This window comes from Tahibacter sp., assembly GCF_035481375.1.
Classification (GTDB): domain Bacteria; phylum Pseudomonadota; class Gammaproteobacteria; order Xanthomonadales; family Rhodanobacteraceae; genus Tahibacter.
In genome coordinates this window covers 1-17,327 of sequence record NZ_DATIGT010000142.1, presented here as the reverse complement: position 1 = coordinate 17,327, position 17,327 = coordinate 1, and the positions used below count along the sequence as shown (strand labels likewise).

Annotated in this window: 20 protein-coding genes; 7 read left to right on the top strand and 13 right to left on the bottom strand. The window is 68.4% G+C overall.

The annotated features are described in order from the left end of the window. Window position 1 precedes the first annotated feature (1 nt). On the top strand, window positions 2–718 hold the full coding sequence (hda, locus tag VLF18_RS09690; RefSeq protein ID WP_325279421.1) for a DnaA regulatory inactivator Hda: 717 nt from the start codon (window positions 2–4) through the stop codon (window positions 716–718). Window positions 719–835: 117 nt separating this feature from the next. Here the strand turns inward: hda and VLF18_RS09685 are convergent, their stop codons facing one another. Then, entirely contained in the window at window positions 836–1,141 is a 306-nt protein-coding gene (locus tag VLF18_RS09685; protein ID WP_325279420.1) for a ComEA family DNA-binding protein, read from the bottom strand. Window positions 1,142–1,388: 247 nt separating this feature from the next. Between VLF18_RS09685 and VLF18_RS09680 the strand changes: the two genes are divergently transcribed. Together VLF18_RS09680 and VLF18_RS09675 are read left to right on the top strand one after the other, a co-directional pair. After that, window positions 1,389–2,867 (top strand): M20 family metallopeptidase, encoded by a 1,479-nt coding sequence (locus VLF18_RS09680; RefSeq protein ID WP_325279419.1) that lies wholly within the window; start codon window positions 1,389–1,391, stop codon window positions 2,865–2,867. A 37-nt stretch (window positions 2,868–2,904) separates the two neighbouring features. Then, window positions 2,905–3,585 carry a phosphatase PAP2 family protein gene (locus VLF18_RS09675; protein ID WP_325279418.1) on the top strand — a complete coding sequence of 227 codons (681 nt, stop codon included), beginning with the start codon at window positions 2,905–2,907 and terminating at the stop codon, window positions 3,583–3,585. A gap of 44 nt (window positions 3,586–3,629) precedes the next feature. On the opposite strand, the gene VLF18_RS09670 is transcribed toward VLF18_RS09675, so the two are convergent. From VLF18_RS09670 to VLF18_RS09660, 3 genes are all read right to left on the bottom strand, one after another. Next, complete coding sequence (locus VLF18_RS09670; RefSeq protein ID WP_325279417.1) at window positions 3,630–4,277, bottom strand: response regulator transcription factor; 648 nt, start codon at window positions 4,275–4,277, stop codon at window positions 3,630–3,632. Beyond that, window positions 4,274–5,719 carry a sensor histidine kinase gene (locus tag VLF18_RS09665; protein WP_325279416.1) on the bottom strand — a complete coding sequence of 482 codons (1,446 nt, stop codon included), beginning with the start codon at window positions 5,717–5,719 and terminating at the stop codon, window positions 4,274–4,276. The genes VLF18_RS09670 and VLF18_RS09665 overlap by 4 nt, the downstream gene beginning before the upstream one ends. Window positions 5,720–5,841: 122 nt before the next feature. Beyond that, a complete protein-coding gene (locus tag VLF18_RS09660) occupies window positions 5,842–6,657 on the bottom strand; it encodes a hypothetical protein (protein WP_325279415.1) in 816 nt (271 codons plus the stop codon). Window positions 6,658–6,928: 271 nt separating this feature from the next. On the opposite strand from VLF18_RS09660, the gene VLF18_RS09655 reads away from it, so the two are divergent. Next, window positions 6,929–7,414, top strand: coding sequence for an SET domain-containing protein (locus VLF18_RS09655; RefSeq protein WP_325279414.1), 486 nt, complete (start codon window positions 6,929–6,931; stop codon window positions 7,412–7,414). A gap of 149 nt (window positions 7,415–7,563) precedes the next feature. Next, window positions 7,564–8,841 (top strand): hypothetical protein, encoded by a 1,278-nt coding sequence (locus VLF18_RS09650; RefSeq protein ID WP_325279413.1) that lies wholly within the window; start codon window positions 7,564–7,566, stop codon window positions 8,839–8,841. Between the two features lie 246 nt (window positions 8,842–9,087). On the opposite strand, the gene VLF18_RS09645 is transcribed toward VLF18_RS09650, so the two are convergent. Then, window positions 9,088–9,540: an OsmC family protein gene (locus VLF18_RS09645; protein WP_325279412.1), complete on the bottom strand. Its 453-nt coding sequence runs from the start codon at window positions 9,538–9,540 to the stop codon at window positions 9,088–9,090. 95 nt (window positions 9,541–9,635) lie between these two features. Here VLF18_RS09645 and VLF18_RS09640 point away from each other — a divergent pair, with 95 nt between their 5' ends. After that, window positions 9,636–10,427 (top strand): pseudouridine synthase, encoded by a 792-nt coding sequence (locus tag VLF18_RS09640; RefSeq protein ID WP_325279411.1) that lies wholly within the window; start codon window positions 9,636–9,638, stop codon window positions 10,425–10,427. Here the strand turns inward: VLF18_RS09640 and kbl are convergent. Further along, window positions 10,417–11,607 carry a glycine C-acetyltransferase gene (gene kbl, locus VLF18_RS09635; protein WP_325279410.1) on the bottom strand — a complete coding sequence of 397 codons (1,191 nt, stop codon included), beginning with the start codon at window positions 11,605–11,607 and terminating at the stop codon, window positions 10,417–10,419. The genes VLF18_RS09640 and kbl overlap by 11 nt on opposite strands. A gap of 184 nt (window positions 11,608–11,791) precedes the next feature. Between kbl and VLF18_RS09630 the strand changes: the two genes are divergently transcribed. Next, a complete protein-coding gene (locus tag VLF18_RS09630; RefSeq protein WP_325279409.1) occupies window positions 11,792–12,961 on the top strand; it encodes an agmatine deiminase family protein in 1,170 nt (389 codons plus the stop codon). Between the two features lie 46 nt (window positions 12,962–13,007). Here VLF18_RS09630 and VLF18_RS09625 read toward each other — a convergent pair whose 3' ends face one another. The 7 genes from VLF18_RS09625 to VLF18_RS09595 all read right to left on the bottom strand — a co-directional run. Continuing rightward, complete coding sequence (locus VLF18_RS09625; RefSeq protein ID WP_325279408.1) at window positions 13,008–13,499, bottom strand: hypothetical protein; 492 nt, start codon at window positions 13,497–13,499, stop codon at window positions 13,008–13,010. A 29-nt stretch (window positions 13,500–13,528) separates the two neighbouring features. After that, complete coding sequence (locus VLF18_RS09620; RefSeq protein WP_325279407.1) at window positions 13,529–14,029, bottom strand: hypothetical protein; 501 nt, start codon at window positions 14,027–14,029, stop codon at window positions 13,529–13,531. A gap of 123 nt (window positions 14,030–14,152) precedes the next feature. Continuing rightward, entirely contained in the window at window positions 14,153–14,899 is a 747-nt protein-coding gene (locus VLF18_RS09615) for a hypothetical protein (RefSeq protein WP_325279406.1), read from the bottom strand. Window positions 14,900–14,984: 85 nt separating this feature from the next. Continuing rightward, entirely contained in the window at window positions 14,985–15,464 is a 480-nt protein-coding gene (locus tag VLF18_RS09610; protein WP_325279405.1) for a hypothetical protein, read from the bottom strand. A gap of 106 nt (window positions 15,465–15,570) precedes the next feature. Continuing rightward, window positions 15,571–16,137, bottom strand: coding sequence for an ECF-type sigma factor (locus VLF18_RS09605; protein WP_325279404.1), 567 nt, complete (start codon window positions 16,135–16,137; stop codon window positions 15,571–15,573). A gap of 101 nt (window positions 16,138–16,238) precedes the next feature. Next, complete coding sequence (locus VLF18_RS09600) at window positions 16,239–16,952, bottom strand: ATP-binding cassette domain-containing protein (RefSeq protein ID WP_325279403.1); 714 nt, start codon at window positions 16,950–16,952, stop codon at window positions 16,239–16,241. Window positions 16,953–16,989: 37 nt separating this feature from the next. Further along, window positions 16,990–17,327 (bottom strand): alpha/beta hydrolase (locus tag VLF18_RS09595; protein ID WP_325279402.1); only part of this gene is annotated, 338 nt, incomplete at its 5' end.

Sequence of the window (17,327 nt, the reverse complement as noted above, 5' to 3'; positions counted from 1 at the left end):
CGTGCAGCAATTGCCCTTGGGCTGGCGCTGGCCCGCGCAGCAGCGATTCGAAACGTTTTTCACGGGCGCCAATGCGGCGGCCGTCGACCTGCTGCAGCGCATCGCGGCGGGAACCGAGTCCGCCTGGGTGTTTCTGCACGGCCCCGAAGGCAGCGGCCGCACGCATCTGCTGATGGCTGCGTGCCAGGCTGCGAGCGCCGCGGGGTTCAGCGCGCAATACCTGCCGCTCGCGGCGCTCGCGAGCGCGCAGGACGACGCGATCCGCGGCTTCGGCGGCAGCGATCTGCTCGTACTCGATGATGTCGACGCGATCGCCGGCATCGGCGCCGCCGAGCACGCGCTGTTCGATCTCTACAACCGCTGCCGCGCCGAAGGCAGCTGTCTCGTGTTCGTCGCATCGGCTCCGCCGGCGCAGATCGGCATCGCGTTGCCCGATCTCGTGTCGCGCCTGTCGAGCTGCACGCAGGCCGCGCTGCGTCCTCTGGACGATGCGCAGCGCCGCGAGGTGCTGCGCGAGCGTGCCGAGACGCGCGGCATCGCGCTCGACGAGGCGGTGCTCGATTTCCTGTTCACGCACTACGCGCGAGATCTCGGCAGTCTCGGCGCGCTGCTCGACCAGGTCGACCGCGCATCGCTCGCGGCCAAGCGTCGCGTGACCGTGCCGTTCCTGCGCCAGTTGCTGCGCGGGCAGAGGGCGGGAACGGGCGGCGAAGAGTGAGGACCGCTGCGGCATCCCTGCCGAGGAGCATCCCTGCGATGCGATCCCTGCTGCGCACATCCGCTCCCGCCTGACCGGCCGGCAGCGCCGCATCCGGCGACGCTGCCGCTAGGCGGATCAGCCGCCGGAACCGTTGGCGGCCGGCTTGGCCTTGACGCTGCCGCCTTCGACGAGAATCAGCTCGCGGTTTGCCGCGACGGTCTTTTCGCCGATGCCTTTGACCTTTGCGAGATCGTCGACGGACTTGAACGCGCCGTTCTTCTCGCGATACGCGACGATCGCCTCGGCCTTGCTCTGGCCTACGCCCTTGAGATTCGACGCGATCGTGCCGGCATCGGCCGTGTTGACGTTGACCGGCTGCGCGGCGAATGCCGGGAAGCAGAAGGCGAGCGAGAGGGCGAGGGCCTGGATGAAACGGTTCATGGGAATGCTCCTGTTGGGTGGTGGATGAGTCGTGCCGGAGTGGCCTCGACAGGTGTCACGATAGGCAGTCGCCGCTTCCGCTTCGTCGGTGGATTGCCGCGCAAAACCCTGCGCAACCGCCGTCGCGGCTGCTCGGAAAAATCGCAGCCGGGCGTAGTCCGCGCGGAAATGCGCAGGCGCGACAACTCGTTGCGGAGCTGCCGCCGGGGTAACATCCGCGCTTTGTTGCCGCTCTCCGGGAAACCCGATGAACACCGAACAATTGCGCGCCTTCGTGGCGGCCAAATGGGACGACGAGATCGTCCCGCGCCTCGTCGACTACATCCGCATTCCGAACAAGTCGCCGATGTTCGACGCCGACTGGGCGGCGCATGGCTATATGGACCAGGCCGTCGACCTGATGGCCGGCTGGGCGCGCCAGCAGCCGATCGCGGGCATGCAGGTGGACGTCGTGCGCCTGCCGGGACGCACGCCGCTGATCTTCATCGACATCCCCGGCAGCAACGACGACTGCGTCGTGCTCTACGGCCATCTCGACAAGCAGCCGGAGATGACCGGCTGGGCCGACGACCTCGGCCCGTGGAAGCCGGTCATCAAGGGCGACAAGCTCTACGGCCGCGGCGGCGCGGACGACGGCTATGCGATCTTCGGCTCGCTTGCGGCGATCCTCGCGCTGCAGGAGCAGGGCATCCCGCACGCGCGCTGCGTCGTGATGATCGAAGCCTGCGAGGAGTCCGGAAGCTACGATCTGCCGTTCTACGTCGATCATCTCGCCGATCGCATCGGCAAGCCTTCGCTCGTGGTCTGCCTCGATTCGGGCTGCGGCAACTACGACCAGCTCTGGCTGACGACGAGCCTGCGCGGCCTGACCGGCGGCAACCTGACGGTCAAGGTGCTCGAGGAAGGCGTGCACTCCGGCGATGCTTCCGGCGTCGTCGCGTCGAGCTTCCGCATCCTGCGCCAGCTGCTCGACCGGCTCGAGGACGAAACCACCGGCAAGGTCCGCGCGCCGGAACTGTTCGTCGAAATTCCGGCGCAGCGCATCGAGCAGGCGAAGCGCTCGGCGCAGGTGCTCGGCGATGCGGTGTTTTCCAAGTTTCCCTTCGTGGACGGCATGCGTCCGATGAACGACGACCTCGCCGAGCTCGTGCTCAATCGTACCTGGCGTCCGGCCCTGTCGGTGACCGGCATCGGCGGCATGCCGCCGCTCGATTCCGCGGGCAACGTGCTGCGTCCGTTCACGGCGGTGAAGCTGAGCCTGCGCCTGCCGCCGACGCGCGACGGCGCGAGTGCCGGCGAATTCCTGAAAACGCTGCTGGAGCGCGATCCGCCTTACGGCTGCGAAGTCACGTTCGATCTCGAGAAGGCATCGACCGGCTGGAACGCGCCGCAGTTGTCGGAGTGGCTCGAAAAATCCGTCGCCGATGCGTCGGTCGCGTTCTTCGGCCCCGAACCGGCCTACATGGGCGAGGGCGGCACGATTCCGTTCATGGGCATGCTCGGCGAGAAGTTTCCGGGCGCGCAGTTCCTGATCACGGGCGTGCTCGGACCGCATTCGAACGCCCATGGCCCGAACGAATTCCTGCACATCCCGACCGGCAAGCGCGTGACCATGTGCGTCGCGAAGGTCATGGCCGACCACTTCGTCGCGAGCCAGGCCGGCCTGACCATGGGCGTGGCCGCGAGCGCGGCGCACACGCATCACGGCGACCACGGCTGCTGCTGATGCGCGGACTTCGCTGCTCCGCCTGCGGAGCCCGGCCGTGACCGGGCCGGCTTCGTCGGCACCTGCGGCCGGCGAGCGGCGCTGGCCGCGGCGGCTCGTCATCGGCATCGCCGCGGCGGCGCTGCTGGCATTCGCGGTGTCCTCGCTGTTCGCCGACGGCGGCGCGCACACGATCGACAGGCAGCTCATGCTGCTGCTGCGCGATGCGAGCGCGAAGGATCCGATCGGGCCGAACTGGTTCGAGGACGTGATGCGCGACATGACCGGCCTCGGCGGCATCGGCGTCGTCGTCGGCGCGAGCCTGCTGCTGGCCGGCTATCTCTGGCTGCAGCAGCGCCGGCGCGATGTCGCGATCCTCGCCTTCAGCGTCGCCGGCGCGCAGGTCGTCAGCGCAGTGGCGAAGCTGCTCGTTTCGCGGCCGCGGCCCGATCTCGTGTCGCACGAGGCGGAAATCTACAGCGCGAGTTTCCCGAGCGGCCACACGCTGATGGCGACGGTCGCCTGGGTCACGTTCGCGATGCTGCTCGCCGCGGATTTCGAAAGCCGGCGCGTGCGCGACTATCTGCTGCTCGTGGCCTGGATCGTCGCCGCGGCGGTCGGTTGCAGCCGCATCTATCTCGGCGTGCACTGGCCCAGCGACGTGCTCGCCGGCTGGGCGGTCGGTGCGTTGTGGATGGTGCTGCTGTCGCGTTTCGTGCCGCGGCTGCGCGGGCGCTGAGCGGCGACGCCGGCGCGCCGCCGGCATCGCGCGTCAGTAGCTTGTCAGCGCTTGACGCCGGCGCGCCACGCGTAGACCGCGGCTTGCGTGCGGTCCTGCAGTTCGAGCTTCGCGAGTACGTTGCTGACGTGGGTCTTCACGGTCTTCTCGCCGATGCCCATGCGCGTGGCGATGATCTGGTTCGAGAGGCCGTCGGCCATGAGTTCGAGCACTTCGCGTTCGCGCAGGCTCAGGCGGTCGAGTGCGCTCGGCGTCGGATCCGGCGCGGGCGCGCGCACGGCCTGGACCAGACGCGTCGCGATGCGCGGATGCAGGATCGACTCCCCGCGCGCGGTGCGCCGCACGGCATCGGCCAGCGAGTCCGCATCGGTGTCCTTGAGCAGATACGACAGGGCGCCGGCCTGTACGGCGTGCACGATCTGCGCGTCGTCCTCGTAGCTCGTCAGGATCAGCACCTGCGTGGCCGGGCAGGAGGTGCGGATCAGCCGCGTGGCCTCGACGCCGCCGCCCGGCATGACGAGGTCGATCAGCGCGACGTCGGGGGACAGTTCGCGGCAGACCGCGGCAGCCGACTCGGCGCTGTCCGCCTCGCCGACGATCGTGAGGTCTTCGCAGGTGTCGAGGAACGCACGTATACCCTGCCGAACCAGCACGTGGTCGTCGGCGATGATGACGCGGATCGGTTGATTCATTGCTGTCGCGCTCCGTAGTTGCAGCGAACCCGCACCTCGGTCCCTTGACCGGGCGAGCTGATCAATTCGAACTGGCCGCCGGGCAGACCCTCGGCGCGGGAGCGCATGTTCGCGAGGCCCATGCCGCTGCTGCTGTCGGCACCGCCAATCCCATTATCCGCGATGGACAGCGCAATCTGTTCGTCCTTGCGATGGAGGCGGATTGAGACTCGCGTCGCGCGGCTGTGCCGCAGCACGTTGGCCAGCGCCTCCTCGGCGATGCGCAGCAGCGCTTCGCCGTGGACGGCATGGTCGAGGATGGAGTCGTCGAGATCGAACTCGCGCTGCAGTCCGCTGATGCGCGCCCAGCGTTCGGCGAGGTCGCGCAGGCGCGGCGCGAGGAAACCGCCGGGCGCGCGTTCGCTGCGCAGCTCGTCGAGCACGTGGACGAGCTGGCGCTGGATGCCGTTGATCAGTTCGAAGGATTCGTCGAGCCGCGTCTTCGCCGCTTCGTCGTCGCTGCCGATGAGCCGGCGCGCCGCGCGTATCTGCAGATTCAGCGCGAACGCCTTCTGCTTGACCGTGTCGTGCAGATCGCGCGCGATGCGCTGGCGCTCCTGCAGGCTGGCGAGCTCCGCGCGCGATTCCATGAGACTCATGAGCTCGACGGCCATGCGGTTGAGATCGCGCGAGAGCCGTCCGAGCTCATCGCCGGACTCGTCCGGGATCAGCGTCGAGAAATCGCCGGCGCTCCAGGATTCGGCCGCATCGGCGATCGTGTTGAGCCGGCGCGTGACCCAGCGCACCATGAAGAACGCGGTTGCGATGCTGAAGACGACGAGATAGACGAGCAGGATCGGCCACTCGAAGCTGTTCCCGCCGACGATGCGCTGCCACGGCAGCGGCAGGCGCAGTTCCGTCAGCAGGAATCCGCGCACCTGACCGTCCGTGCCGGGAATCGCGGCGAGCACGCGGCGCACGCGCTCGGGCGTTTCCTCGCCTTCCAGATCCGCCGTGCCGGTGCGGCGCGCCTGTTCCCAGGCCGGGTGCGCGGCGGCCGGCGGCGTGGCGGTCCAGCTGTTTTCCGGCGCGTGGGCGAGTGCGCGGCCGGCGGCGTCATAGACGCCCACGGCGATCGGCACGGTCGACAGTTCGAGCATCACGTACGAACTCGGCGCGAGACCGTCCTGCGGCCGTTCGAGCCGCAGCACCAGCGCTTCGGCGCGCGTCGCGAGTTCGATGTGGCCCGGGGGGCGGTCGCTGTTCCAGTAGCGGCCCATCTCGCGCGCCGCGTCCTGCGTCATCGACGTCATGCGTCCGGAATCGACTGCCTCGAACAGCTCGTGGAATTCGAAGCTGACGATGGTCCACTGGATCAGCGCGAGCGCCGGCACCGACAACAGCAGATAGAACAGGGCCAGCTTGAGCGTCAGGCCCTGCAACGGAAAACGGCGTTGGGACATCGGGCGGCAACCGGGCGTCGGCAGGTGGAGTCGGAGCGGGCAGTGCTGCTGCTGCCGCGTCCGCATGTCCGCCTACTATCGCGCAAATGCGCGCGCCCGTGGCAAGCGCGTGTCCGATCGCCTCAGTTGATCGCGTCCGGGTCCGCTGTCGGCAGGCGGTTCGCTTCCTCCGGCCAGTTGTCGACGAGCGTGACGCGTTCGCCGTGCAGCGAGCCGTTGCCGACGTTGACGACCGCGTGGGCGGTCGAGGTGTCGTCGGGTTCGGCCAGCGAGCTGTTGCCCTCGATGGTGACGTCGCGCAGGCTGATGTCGCCGAGATTCAGCAGCGCGGACGCGGTCAGCACGGAACTGCGGCGGCCGGTGACCGTGTTGCCGGCCAGACGCGAGCGCGACAGCTCCATGCGGCCGAAGTTGAGCACGATGCCGGCGTCGCGCTTGGCCGACAGCACGGCGTTGTGGCTGATCTCGCTGTCCCAGCCGCGCAGGGTGCCGTAGTTCACGACGATCGCATTCGTGCCGTCGGCAAGACTGTCGGTCACGCGCACCTTGTCGATGTGCAGCACGCCGCGATTGATGATCGCGCCGCGTGCCGCTTCGGCGAGACCGACGTTCTCGAGCGCGAGCTTGCCGCTGTGGGCGACGCCGACGAGCGCGAATTCCTCGTCGGAGTAGCGGCGGATCTCCGCGCCGTTGCCGACGATGGTGATCGCGCTGCGGATCAGCGGCAGGCCGAGCTGCTGCCGGCTGTCGGCCGCGTCGCGGACGATGTAGAGACCGCCCGGCGCGAGTTCGATGCGATCGGGCTCCAGCGTGCCTTCGGCCGACCGTATCGCCGCGACGAGGCCGGCGGTGTCGTGGTCTCGGATCGTGAAGGTGGCAGCCGGCGCGGAGGCGGAGGCCGTGGCGAGCACGGCAAAACAGAGCAGTCTTGGCAACATGGAGATCCCCGGGGAATGGCTGCAAACGCGCCCAACGCTGCGGCAGCAGCATAGAGCTAACGACCTAATCGGAACCGCGTGCGTGATGCGGCTCGCCGGATCGCCTGCGAGCCGACGAGCGGCTCAAATTCACGGCAGCGGTGGTCGCCGCCGGCTGAGCCGGTCGTGCTTCCGGAGGCGGCGCCGGCCGGCGCGCGCACCCCTGTGCGCACGCTTCCCGGCGCGATGGCGACACGGCACAATGCGCTCCCCCTGACCAGTCCGAGTTCCCATGACGCGTCGCATCGTCGCCCGCCGTTCTCCCATCCATGGCAACGGCGTGTTCGCCGCGGTCGACATTCCGGCCGGCACGACGCTGATCGAGTACCGTGGGAAACTGCTGACGCATGCGCAGGCGGACAAGCGCTATCCCGGCAACGCCGACAGCGGCCACACGTTCCTGTTCACGCTCAACGACCGCTACGTCATCGACGCGAACGAGGGCGGCAACATCGCGCGCTGGATCAATCACAGCTGCGAGCCGAACTGCCAGTCGAGCCTCGAGGAGGACGCCGACGGCGACAAGCGCAAGGACCGCGTGACGATCGAGACGCTGCGCGCTGTGCGTGCCGGCGAAGAGCTCTGCTACGACTACGGAATCACGCTCGAGGAACGGCACACGCCGCGGCTCAAGGCGATCTGGGCCTGCCGCTGCGGATCGCCGCGCTGCACGGGCACCATGCTCAAACCCAAGCGCAAGCCTTCCGCCGGCGCCTGAACGGCGCGGCGCGACAGGACGTCGCGCGGAAATCCGCTTGGGCTTGGTGGCGGCGCAATAGTCGGTACTATTGGGCGCGTGGCGGTGCTGTGCGGTGCCGGCTGCGCACCGCGTGAACGAATTCGTGAAGCAGCCGCCGGGGGCGGGCGATGCGCATAGACAAGAATCTCGTGGTGATCGGCCTCAGCGACGACGACACGGCGCACCTGCGCCTGCTCATGCGCAAGGCCGGCGAGCAGCTCAAGCAGCGCTGGCGCTGGGGCACCGAGGAAGGCGCCGATCTCGTGGTCGTCGACACCGGCGCGTTCGCCGGGCAGATGGCGCGCACGCGCGCCCTCGCCGCGGGCATGCGCGTGGCGGTCGTCACCGACGAAGCGGCCGAGTCGCCGCCGGAACTTCGCCTGCATCGTCCGCTGAAACTGCCGAACGTCGTCGACGTGCTGAATCAGGCCGGCGGCGGCTTCGACCTCGTGCCGAAGCTCGATGTCGGCACCGACGACCTCTACCTCGAGTTTGCACAGACGCCGTCGAGCAAGCTCGATCCTCCCGATTCGCTCGCGCGCCTGTTCGGCGACGCCGACGACGAGGCCGCGGCGCTCGGACTTCCGGCGGACGACAAGCCGCTCGATCCGGACAGTCTGTTCAAGCGCGACGAGCAGGCGCACAAGCCGCGCTACTCCGTGCCGCTGACGCTCGACGAGGACACGCGCGTCGAACGCACCGACGGCCCGACGCCGCGCAGCGAAGCGCGCGCGTTCGAAGTCAGCGAAGGCCTGTCCCGTCAGGGCACCGAACCCGGGCCCAACACGCTTCCGCCGGTCAAGCGCGGGATGGTCGTCGACACGAGCCGCCACGCGCTGCGCGACTATCTCGACGGACGCCTGCTCGCAGGACCGGCGCAGATCCGTCTCGACGGCGCGGTGGCGCTGACGCTCGATCCGAAGCACCGCATGTTCCACAGCGACGGCGGTCTGGCACAGCTCGAAGCCTACGTGCGCGAGCCGCTCGCCGTGTCCGACTGGCGCCGGCTCACCACCGCCGAGATCAACCAGATCCGCGAAACGCAGCCGGCCCAGCCATATCAGCATCTGACCTGGCTCGAGACGCTCGTGACCTCGGGCGGGCGGCTCGCCTCGCAGCTCGATCCCGGCGGCACCTACAGGCTCAAGCACTGGATCGAACTCGATCGCGACGTGCGACACCACCAGCGCATCGCCCGCGCGATGATGCAGCCGGCGCGGCTCAACGAAATCGCCGCGGCAGCCAACGTGCCGATGGCCGACGTCTTCGACGTCGTCAACGCGTACCACGCGATCGGTCTCGTCGAATGGGAAACGCGCGCGTCGCTGCGTGCGCCGGTCAAGGACGAGCGTGAACAGAGCGGCGGATTGTTCTCGCGCCTGAAGCGGCCGTTCGGCAAATCCTGATCGCTGCCATGGCGCGCTCGACGATCGTTGCGGGTCTGCGCCTCGGCCTCGCGTGCGCCGCCATTTCAGCCGCAGGCATTGCCGGCAGCGTGGCGCCGTCGGCGGGTTCGGACGGCGTGGAACCCGAAACGATCGCGAAAGTCGCAGCTCCCGAAGTCGGCGCCATGTTCACGACCGGCGCATTGCCTGCCGACATCGGCGCGCGTCATTGCGAGCCTCTTTCGGCGCGCCGGTAGCAAACAGCGATCAATGCTGCGGCGTTACGACGACTTCGCACTTCACCGAGTTCGCGATGAAGCAGTTCGCATGCGCGCGCTCATGCAGCTGATCGAGTTCCTGCGCCGTCGGCTGCTTGTCGCCGGAGAACGTCGTGCGCGGATTGAGCTGCGCGCGGGTTACGGCGAACTTGCCGTCGGCATTCTTGTCGAGCGTCGCGACGGCGTCGTCGTGGTAGCTGTCGAGCTGGTAGCCGCGGTTAGCGCAAAGCGCCAGGAAGGTCAGCATATGGCAGGACGACAATGCGCCGAGCAGCAGTTCCTCGGGGTCCGTGGCATCGCCCAGGCCGCCGTAGCCGGGCGCTGCGGAGTTGACGAGGGACTGGCCGCGCTCGAAGCGCAGCTGATGCTCGCGCACGTAGTTGCCGCGCTCGAACGCGCCGCCGTCGCGCAGCCAGGTAACGGAGGTGTGATGCTCGGACATGGAATTTCCCGTCGAATCGGCGATGCGCCGCGGAATGCGCATGATCGCCGCGCGCGCGGTTTCGCGAAAGCGCTCGCGCACTCCGGTGTCGCCGCATGAAGCGCGTCGTCGCGCGTCCGCGTCGAAGCGGACCGGCAGATTCCGGCGACGTGCGCCACGGCGTCGCGCGCGCCATCTCCAAACGCGGCTACTGTTCGCGCACGCAGGCGGCCGAACTCGTGCGCGCCGGACGCGTGCAGGTGAACGGGCGGATCGTGCGCGATCCGGAAACGCCGACGCGTGCGGACGATCGCATCCGCATCGACGGGCAGGATCTCGCCGCCGCGCAGACCGTCTGGATCATGCTCAACAAGCCGCGCGGCGTCGTGACGACGGCCAGCGACGAGCGCGGTCGCGACACGGTCTACGCGCTGATCGACGATCCCGCGCTGCCGTGGCTCGCGCCGGTCGGCCGGCTCGACAAGGCCAGCGAAGGGCTGCTGCTGTTCACGAACGACAGCACCGCGGCCGCCGCGCTGATCGCGCCGGAAAGCCACGTCGACAAGACGTATCACGTGCAGGTCGACCGCGTGCCGGATGCGGCGCTGCTCGCCGCGCTGACGCGCGGTGTCGATGTCGACGGCGGACGGCTCGCGGCGAAATCCGTGCAGGTGCTGCGTCACGGCGAAAAGAACGCCTGGCTCGAGATCGTGCTCGACGAAGGCCGCAACCGGCAGATCCGCCGGCTGCTCGATGCGCACGAGACCGCGGTGCTGCGGCTCGTGCGCGTCGCGATCGGCGGGCTCGCGCTCGGCGAGCTGGCCAAGGGGCGATGGCGGCGGCTCGATACGCGCGATCTCGCGCGACTGCGCGGCGAAATCACCTATGTTCGGAACCTCAGCGAATAACGCCGAGCTTGCGCCCGACCTTCGTGAATGCCTCGACCGCGCGGTCGATCTGATCGGGCGTGTGCGCCGCGCTCATCTGCGTGCGGATGCGCGCCTGGCCCTGCGGCACCACCGGATAGAAAAAGCCGATCACGTAGATGCCTTCGTCGAGCAGTTCGCGTGCGAAGGACTGCGCGAGCTTTGCGTCGTAGAGCATGACCGGCACGATCGCGTGCCGGCCGGGCTTGAGGTCGAAGCCCGCGGCGGTCATGCCGGCGCGGAAGCGGTTTGCATTCGCCTCGACGCGGTCGCGCAGCTCGGTCGAGCGCGCGAGGATCTCGAACACCTTCAGCGATGCGGCGACGAGCGGCGGCGGCAGCGTGTTGGAGAACAGATACGGACGCGAGCGCTGGCGCAGCATGTCGATGATTTCGCGCCGGCCCGTCGTGAAGCCGCCGGAGCCGCCGCCGAGCGCCTTGCCGAGCGTGGACGTGTAGACGTCGACGGCGTCCATGACGCCATGCAGTTCGGCCGAACCGCGGCCCGTCGCGCCGACGAAGCCGGTCGCGTGCGAGTCGTCGACCATGAGCATGGCGCCGTATTTCTTCTTCAGCGCGACGATCTCGTCGAGCTTCGCGATGAAGCCGTCCATCGAGAACACGCCGTCGGTCGCGATCAGGCGCGTGCGCCGGTGCTGCGTCTCGGCGAGGTGCTTTTCGAGTTCAGCCATGTCGCCGTTCGCGTAGCGGCGGCGCTCGGCCTTGCACAGGCGGATGCCGTCGATGATCGACGCGTGATTGAGCGCGTCGGAGATCACGGCGTCCTCGTCGGACAGGATGGTTTCGAACAGGCCGCCGTTGGCGTCGAAGCAGCTCGTGTAGAGGATGGTGTCTTCGGTGCCGAAGAAGCGCGAGATCGCGGCTTCGAGTTCCTTGTGCAGATCCTGCGTACCGCAGATGAAGCGTACCGAGGCGAGGCCGAAGCCGTGGCTGTCGAGGGCGGCCTTGGCTGCGGCGATGATTTCCGGATTGTCGGCGAGGCCGAGGTAGTTGTTGGCGCAGAAGTTCAGCACTTCGCGGCCGTCGCTCGTCGTGATCGCCGAGGACTGCGGCGTCGTGATGACGCGCTCGGTCTTGTACAGGCCCTGCTCGCGGATGGCGTCGAGTTCGGCAGTCAGGCGGTCGCGTGCGGCGTAATCCATGGCGGTCTCGGAGCGGCGGAAAGACCGCGATTGTGCGGCATCCGCGGATCCAGCCCAAATGATCGGCGGAGCGGAGCGGCGTGCGAACGCGGCAGTGCCGCTCGCGGACGCGGCAGACGCCGGGCCGGGTGGCCGCATTTCGGGTCTGCTAGCATCTCCGCCTTCAGTCCGGTGGGGAATGGTGATGCGTGCTGCTGCAGTCGGAGTCGGTCTGTTTCTCGCGGCCCTGGTGCCGGGCATCGCGGCCGCCGAGCCGCGCACGGTCGCACCGGAAGTCCTCGCGCTGATCCAGGACGACGACCCGTATCCGCTGCCGCGTGGCCTCACCGCCGAGGAACGCCGTCGCTGGCGGCTGCCCGACGCGCTGCACATTCCGTTCGCGCCGCCGCCGGGCAAGGTGCGGGCGCAGGCCGAGTACGAGGGCAACAGCGGAATTCTCGTGCGCTGGGGCACGCAGAACGCGCTGCTGACGCAGATGACGGTCGCGATCACGACCGGCGATCCGGATGCGCGCGTCTACATCGTCGTGACCGGCACCAGCCAGCAGAACAGTGCGACCTCGACGCTGACCGGCGCAGGCGCCGACCTGTCGCGCGTGAGGTTCGTGACGCAGTCCTGCAGCGGCGGCTGCAGCGTCTGGATGCGGGACTACGGTCCGCGCTTCATCGAGGACAACGGCCGGCGCAGCGCGGTCGACCATGTCTACAACCGGCCGCGCCCCGTCGACGACGTGTTTCCGGGCGTCTGGGCGACCTATTCGGGCGAGACGAAGTACGACATTCCGCTGACCCACGGCGGCGGCAATTTTCACTTGTTCCGAAATCGCGACGCGTTCATGACGCGCCTGATCGTCAACGAGAATCCGGGTCTGACCGAGCAGCAGATCAAGGACTACTACCGCGACTACCAGGGACTGAACCTGACCCTGACCGATCCGTTTCCGGAGTCCTACGACTCGACCCAGCACATCGACATGTGGATGCTGCCGCTCGCCGACGACAAGGTGCTGATCAGTCAGCATGCAAGCGGCGACGGCGTGCCGCATACGGTGACCGAGGCGACGGCGGCAGAGCTCGCCGGCCGCGGCTACACGGTCTATCGGACGCCGGCCTGGAACAGCGGCGGCACGCATTTCACGTATGCGAATGCGGTGCTGATCAACAAGGTCGCGCTGGTCTGCCAGTTCAGCGGTTTTCCGACGCAGAATGCCGCGGCACTCGCCACGTTCCGGGCGGCGCTGCCCGAGCGCAATGTCGTCGGCGTCGACTGCAGCGGCATCATCGATCTTTCCGGTGCGATCCACTGCATCGTGATGCACGTGCCCGATCTGCTGTTTCGCGACGGGTTGGACTGATGTCCCGAAGACGCGGCCATCCGTGGCGCGTCGATCGAAAAACCGCTCACAGCCCGTCGATCTTTTCACCCGCCGACGGGCTCTTGCCGAAGGTTTCGCGAAGGTAGTTGCGGGTTTCCTTGTGCGCGCGCATGCGGTCGGCGTACGTGGCGCATTGCTTGACCTTGCGGTTCGACCCGGTCGGCGCGGAAAACTCGCAGATCAGCCGGCGTCCGTCGCGCTGCGTCAGGATGGCGTTCGCGGTTTCCTGTGCGGCGTAGATGTCGAGTCTGTCGTCGTCGTCGAGTTCGCCGCCCTGGCGCTTGCGCAGCAGTGCAGCAATGCGGTCGAGTTCCGCCTCGACGCTATGGCGTTCCTCCGCCGTCACGAACTCGAAGCGGCCGCCGGGTTTCATTTCCTGGCGTATCGCCATCGCCTGGTCGTCGAATTGCTGCTGTTTTTCGATATCGACGAAACGCGGCGAGGTTTCCTTGGCGGCGATCGCGGGCGTCAGCGCGGCGAAGATCAGCGTCGTCGCGAGCAGGGCAAGTCGTTTCATGAGCAAGGCTCCGGGACAGTGTCGACGCGTCAGCATTTGGCGGGGTCGTAGCAGGATTCGGCCGGCGACTTGCGCAGGTTGTCCATCATCATGCGGCGCGTTTCCTTGTGCGCGCCCATGCGGTCGGCGTAGGTGATGCACTGCTTGATCTTGCGGTTCGAACCGGTCGGCGCAGTCCAGTCGCAGATCAACCGACGTCCGTCTCGCTGCGTGAGGATGGCGTTGGCAGTTTCCTGCGCGGCCAGAAGATCGAGCTGATCGTTGTCGCCGAGACGCTCGCCGTCGCGCTTGTCGAGCAACGCCGCGATGCGGTCGAGCTGCGCGTCGACCTCCTGGCGTTCCTGCGCGTTGACGTATTCGAAGCGGCCGCCGGGCTTCATTTCCTGGCGTATCGCGGCGGCCTGGTCGGCGAAGCGCTCCTGGCGCGCGGCGTCGACGATCGGTTGGGAAGATTCCCTGGCGAGAAGATGCCCCGGCGACAGGATCAGGGCAGCAAGGAGCGACAGCACAGCAAGGCGTGCACACGACATGGCGAGGTTCCCTGTAGGCCGAAGAACTTTCGGCCGACGCAGCCTAGAACCGTCGTTGCCGGCTGTCAACGAAGATCGTCGTACATCTTGGTTCGTAGATTGGCGATGCGCCTCGCAGCGGACTCAGCAGCCGTTCGCGACCGGCGTCAGCGTGCAGAGCGTCAGGGTCAGCGACTGATCCTCCATCGGCGTGCGGAACAGCACGTCGTTGTTGATCTGCGGACCGACGCCGACCTGGCCGAACTGGCCGATCGCCGGGTTGATCGTCCAGACGATCTGGTTGGTGCCGTTCTGCGGCGTCGTCGCCGTCAATGGAATCAGCAGTTCGAGCCAGAAGCCCTGGTGCATGCCCCAGGCGCCGCTGTTGCCGATGCCGCCGTTCGGCGGCGCCACGCGCCGGCCGTTCGCGCTGACCGGAAACGTCTGCGGACAACCGTAGGCCGGATCGTTGCCGAGGTTGTACAGCGTCGGTCCCTGCGGGCTGCGCGCGAAGCAGAATGCCGGATTGGCCGCCGACGTCGCGAACTGCACGCCGGCCGGCAGTGCGATCTCGATGCCGACGGCGCTGCCGGTGCAGGGATTGCCCGGATGGGCGAGCACGAGATGCGTGTAGAACACTTCGCCGACGGAATGCGTGCGATTCGGCGGCAGGTACGTGAATCCCGTATAGCCCGACACCGTGGTTTCGAGCTGCTGCGTGATGCAGTTGAAGTTCGTCGCGATATTGAGATTCGGCGTGCCGTCGAACCAGTTCAGCACGACATTCGGTTCGGGGGCGGCGCCGGTGCGCAGGGTGGCGGCGTGACCGGATGAGACCAGAAGCGTCGCTGCGAATGCGGCGAGCGGGCGAAGCAGGGAGCGGGGTGGCATGGGAGTCTCCGGTGCGGCAGCGGTATGCGTGGCTACGCAATACCGCACCGGAAACCTCAACCGCCTCGCGATACGGCCCGCGGCGTCACCGGTCGCCGAGCGCGAGCTGCCCCTTGTCGAGGTTCTCGCGCATCATGCGGCGCGTTTCCTTGTGTGCGCGCTCGCGGTCGGCCAGCGTCGCGCACTGCAGTTCCTTGACGTTCGTGCCGGTCGGCGCGCTGTTCTCGCAGATCATGCGGCGGCCGTCCTTCTTCGTCAGGATCGCATTCGCGGTCTCCTGCGCGGCGTAGATCGCGAGCATGTCCTGATCGTCGAGCTTCGCGTTCATGCGCGCCTCCAGCACCTTGGCGATCGCGCTGAACTGTTTCTCGACTTCGCGCTTCTCCTTGCCCTTGAGGAATTCGAAGCGGCCGCCGTCCTTCATTTCGACGCGGATCGCGGCCACCTGTTCCTCGAAGCTTTCCTGGCGCGAAATGTCGACGAAGCGGTAGGCGCCGGCGTCTTCGGCGTGGACCGCCGGCAGCCACAGCAGAGCAAACGCGAAGGCAAGGCAGGCACGCAGCATCGATGTTCTCCCCGGAAGCCGACGGACTCGGCGTCCAAGGCTAGGGACGCGGCGTGACGAGCGTCAACGCACGGTGTTGCACCGATTGCGGGTTTCGCCGCGCGCTTCAGGCTTCGATCGCCACCTTGAGCCACGCGCGGGCCAGACGCAGGTCGCGGTCGACGGTGCCTTCGGACACGGCCAGGGTCGCGGCGATCTCGGCGCGCGAAAATCCGCCAAAGTATACGAGTTCCACCGTGCGCGCGCGGCGTTCGTCGGTGCGGCCGAGTTCGGCCAGCGCGGCGTCGACGCGCAGCAGCTGCGTATCGGTGTCGACCGCGGCGATCTGGTCGGCCGCGTCGTCGATGTCGACGCGCTCCACGCCGCCGCCGCGCTTGTCGGCCTGACGCCGGCGCGCGGCGTCGACGAGGATCTGCCGCGTCGCCTGCGCGATGACGTGGAAGAAGTGGCGCCGGTCTTCCCAGTCGGCGTCGGAGCCGAGGATGCGCAGCAGCGCTTCGTGCGCGATCTCGGTCGGCGTCATCGTCGCGCCGGGTGCGGCGCGCAGCGAGTTGGCCGCGATCGCGCGCACGTGGTGATAGACGAGATTGAGCAGCGACTCGCGCGCGCCGCCGTCGCCGGACTGCCAGGCGCGCAGGAGTTCGGTGATCTGATGCGGAGGCGATGCGAGCATGAGCCGGTCCTGCAGACCGGCGACACCGCCGGTGCCGGGATTATCGGGCGTTGCGACGTCGCGGTGCAGGAGCGCGTGCCACAGTCGCGGCGTCGACCGCGTCACACTCCGCGCCCGGCGGCTGTTACGGGCCACCCGGCGGGTCGAGCTGGGCGAGGTGCGCGTCGATTGCGGCGATCCGGCGCCGCTGCCGGCGCACGTACAGCAGCGAGCCGAGGCAGAACCTGGGCGACTTCCTGCATCACATGGCTCGCCAGAACGATGCAGCAGCCGTCGTCGCGCAGGCGCAGCAGCGCGCCGCGCAGCGCGCGTGCGCTGACCACGTCGAGGCCGCGGCCCGGTTCGTCGAGCAGCAGGTTGCGCGGCCGGTGCAGCAGCGCGCGCGCGAGCGCGACCTTCATGCGCTGGCCCTGCGAGAAACCTGCGGCGCGGCGGTCGAGGATGTCGTCGAGGCCGACCAGCGCGACGATGTCGTCGGTCGCGCGCGCGACGCCGGTGCGGCTCATGCCGTGCAGGCGGCCGAAGTAGGCGAGGTGTTCGCGCGTGGTCAGGCGCGGATACAGTCCGACCTGATCGGTGACGATGCCCAGGCACTGCCGCGCAGCGAGCGGATCGCGCGCCGGATCGATCCGGTCGACGGCGGCGCTGCCGCGGTCGGGCCTGAGCAGTCCGAACAGGATGCGCAGCGCAGTGGTCTTGCCGGCGCCGTTGGGGCCGAGCAGCGCGGTGATGCAGCCGTCGCGCGCGACGAACTGGAGGCCGTCCAGCGCGGCGACCGCGCCGAATGATTTGTATACGTTTTCCAGGGTGATCATGCGAGGTTTCCGGGCGGGAGGAAATGCGGCGCGGCGGTCACGGCGCAGCGCCGGCCGTATCGGTCTGGAATGCCGGCACCGGGTTGTCGGCGAGGCACGCGGGATCGACCGGCTGCGTCGGCGCATCGAGAAAGCGGCGCAGCAGCGACGGTGCGCAGCCGGTGCCGGAGACGATGTGGCCGGCATTGCGCACGACGATGTGCTGCGCTCGAGGCAGCACCGGCAGCACGCGTTCGGCGCGCGACGGAGGCGTGACCGGATCGAGCGTGCCGGACAGCAGCAGCGTCGGGATCGGCAGCGGGCGCGACGCCGGCAAGGCGACCGCCGGCAGCGCGAGCGCGCCGCAGATTGCGTCGAACTCGGCGAGACTGCGCC

Excerpts from the sequence above, each read along its gene's own strand:
- VLF18_RS09685 (WP_325279420.1), bottom strand. The coding sequence starts at position 1,141 with ATGAACCGTTTCATCCAGGCCCTCGCCCTCTCGCTCGCCTTCTGCTTC.
- VLF18_RS09680 (WP_325279419.1), top strand. The coding sequence starts at position 1,389 with ATGAACACCGAACAATTGCGCGCCTTCGTGGCGGCCAAATGGGACGAC.
- VLF18_RS09670 (WP_325279417.1), bottom strand. The coding sequence starts at position 4,277 with ATGAATCAACCGATCCGCGTCATCATCGCCGACGACCACGTGCTGGTT.
- VLF18_RS09665 (WP_325279416.1), bottom strand. The coding sequence starts at position 5,719 with ATGTCCCAACGCCGTTTTCCGTTGCAGGGCCTGACGCTCAAGCTGGCC.
- VLF18_RS09660 (WP_325279415.1), bottom strand. The coding sequence starts at position 6,657 with ATGTTGCCAAGACTGCTCTGTTTTGCCGTGCTCGCCACGGCCTCCGCC.
- VLF18_RS09655 (WP_325279414.1), top strand. The coding sequence starts at position 6,929 with ATGACGCGTCGCATCGTCGCCCGCCGTTCTCCCATCCATGGCAACGGC.
- VLF18_RS09650 (WP_325279413.1), top strand. The coding sequence starts at position 7,564 with ATGCGCATAGACAAGAATCTCGTGGTGATCGGCCTCAGCGACGACGAC.
- VLF18_RS09645 (WP_325279412.1), bottom strand. The coding sequence starts at position 9,540 with ATGTCCGAGCATCACACCTCCGTTACCTGGCTGCGCGACGGCGGCGCG.
- VLF18_RS09640 (WP_325279411.1), top strand. The coding sequence starts at position 9,636 with ATGAAGCGCGTCGTCGCGCGTCCGCGTCGAAGCGGACCGGCAGATTCC.
- kbl (WP_325279410.1), bottom strand. The coding sequence starts at position 11,607 with ATGGATTACGCCGCACGCGACCGCCTGACTGCCGAACTCGACGCCATC.
- VLF18_RS09630 (WP_325279409.1), top strand. The coding sequence starts at position 11,792 with ATGCGTGCTGCTGCAGTCGGAGTCGGTCTGTTTCTCGCGGCCCTGGTG.
- VLF18_RS09625 (WP_325279408.1), bottom strand. The coding sequence starts at position 13,499 with ATGAAACGACTTGCCCTGCTCGCGACGACGCTGATCTTCGCCGCGCTG.
- VLF18_RS09620 (WP_325279407.1), bottom strand. The coding sequence starts at position 14,029 with ATGTCGTGTGCACGCCTTGCTGTGCTGTCGCTCCTTGCTGCCCTGATC.
- VLF18_RS09615 (WP_325279406.1), bottom strand. The coding sequence starts at position 14,899 with ATGCCACCCCGCTCCCTGCTTCGCCCGCTCGCCGCATTCGCAGCGACG.
- VLF18_RS09610 (WP_325279405.1), bottom strand. The coding sequence starts at position 15,464 with ATGCTGCGTGCCTGCCTTGCCTTCGCGTTTGCTCTGCTGTGGCTGCCG.
- VLF18_RS09605 (WP_325279404.1), bottom strand. The coding sequence starts at position 16,137 with ATGCTCGCATCGCCTCCGCATCAGATCACCGAACTCCTGCGCGCCTGG.
- VLF18_RS09600 (WP_325279403.1), bottom strand. The coding sequence starts at position 16,952 with ATGATCACCCTGGAAAACGTATACAAATCATTCGGCGCGGTCGCCGCG.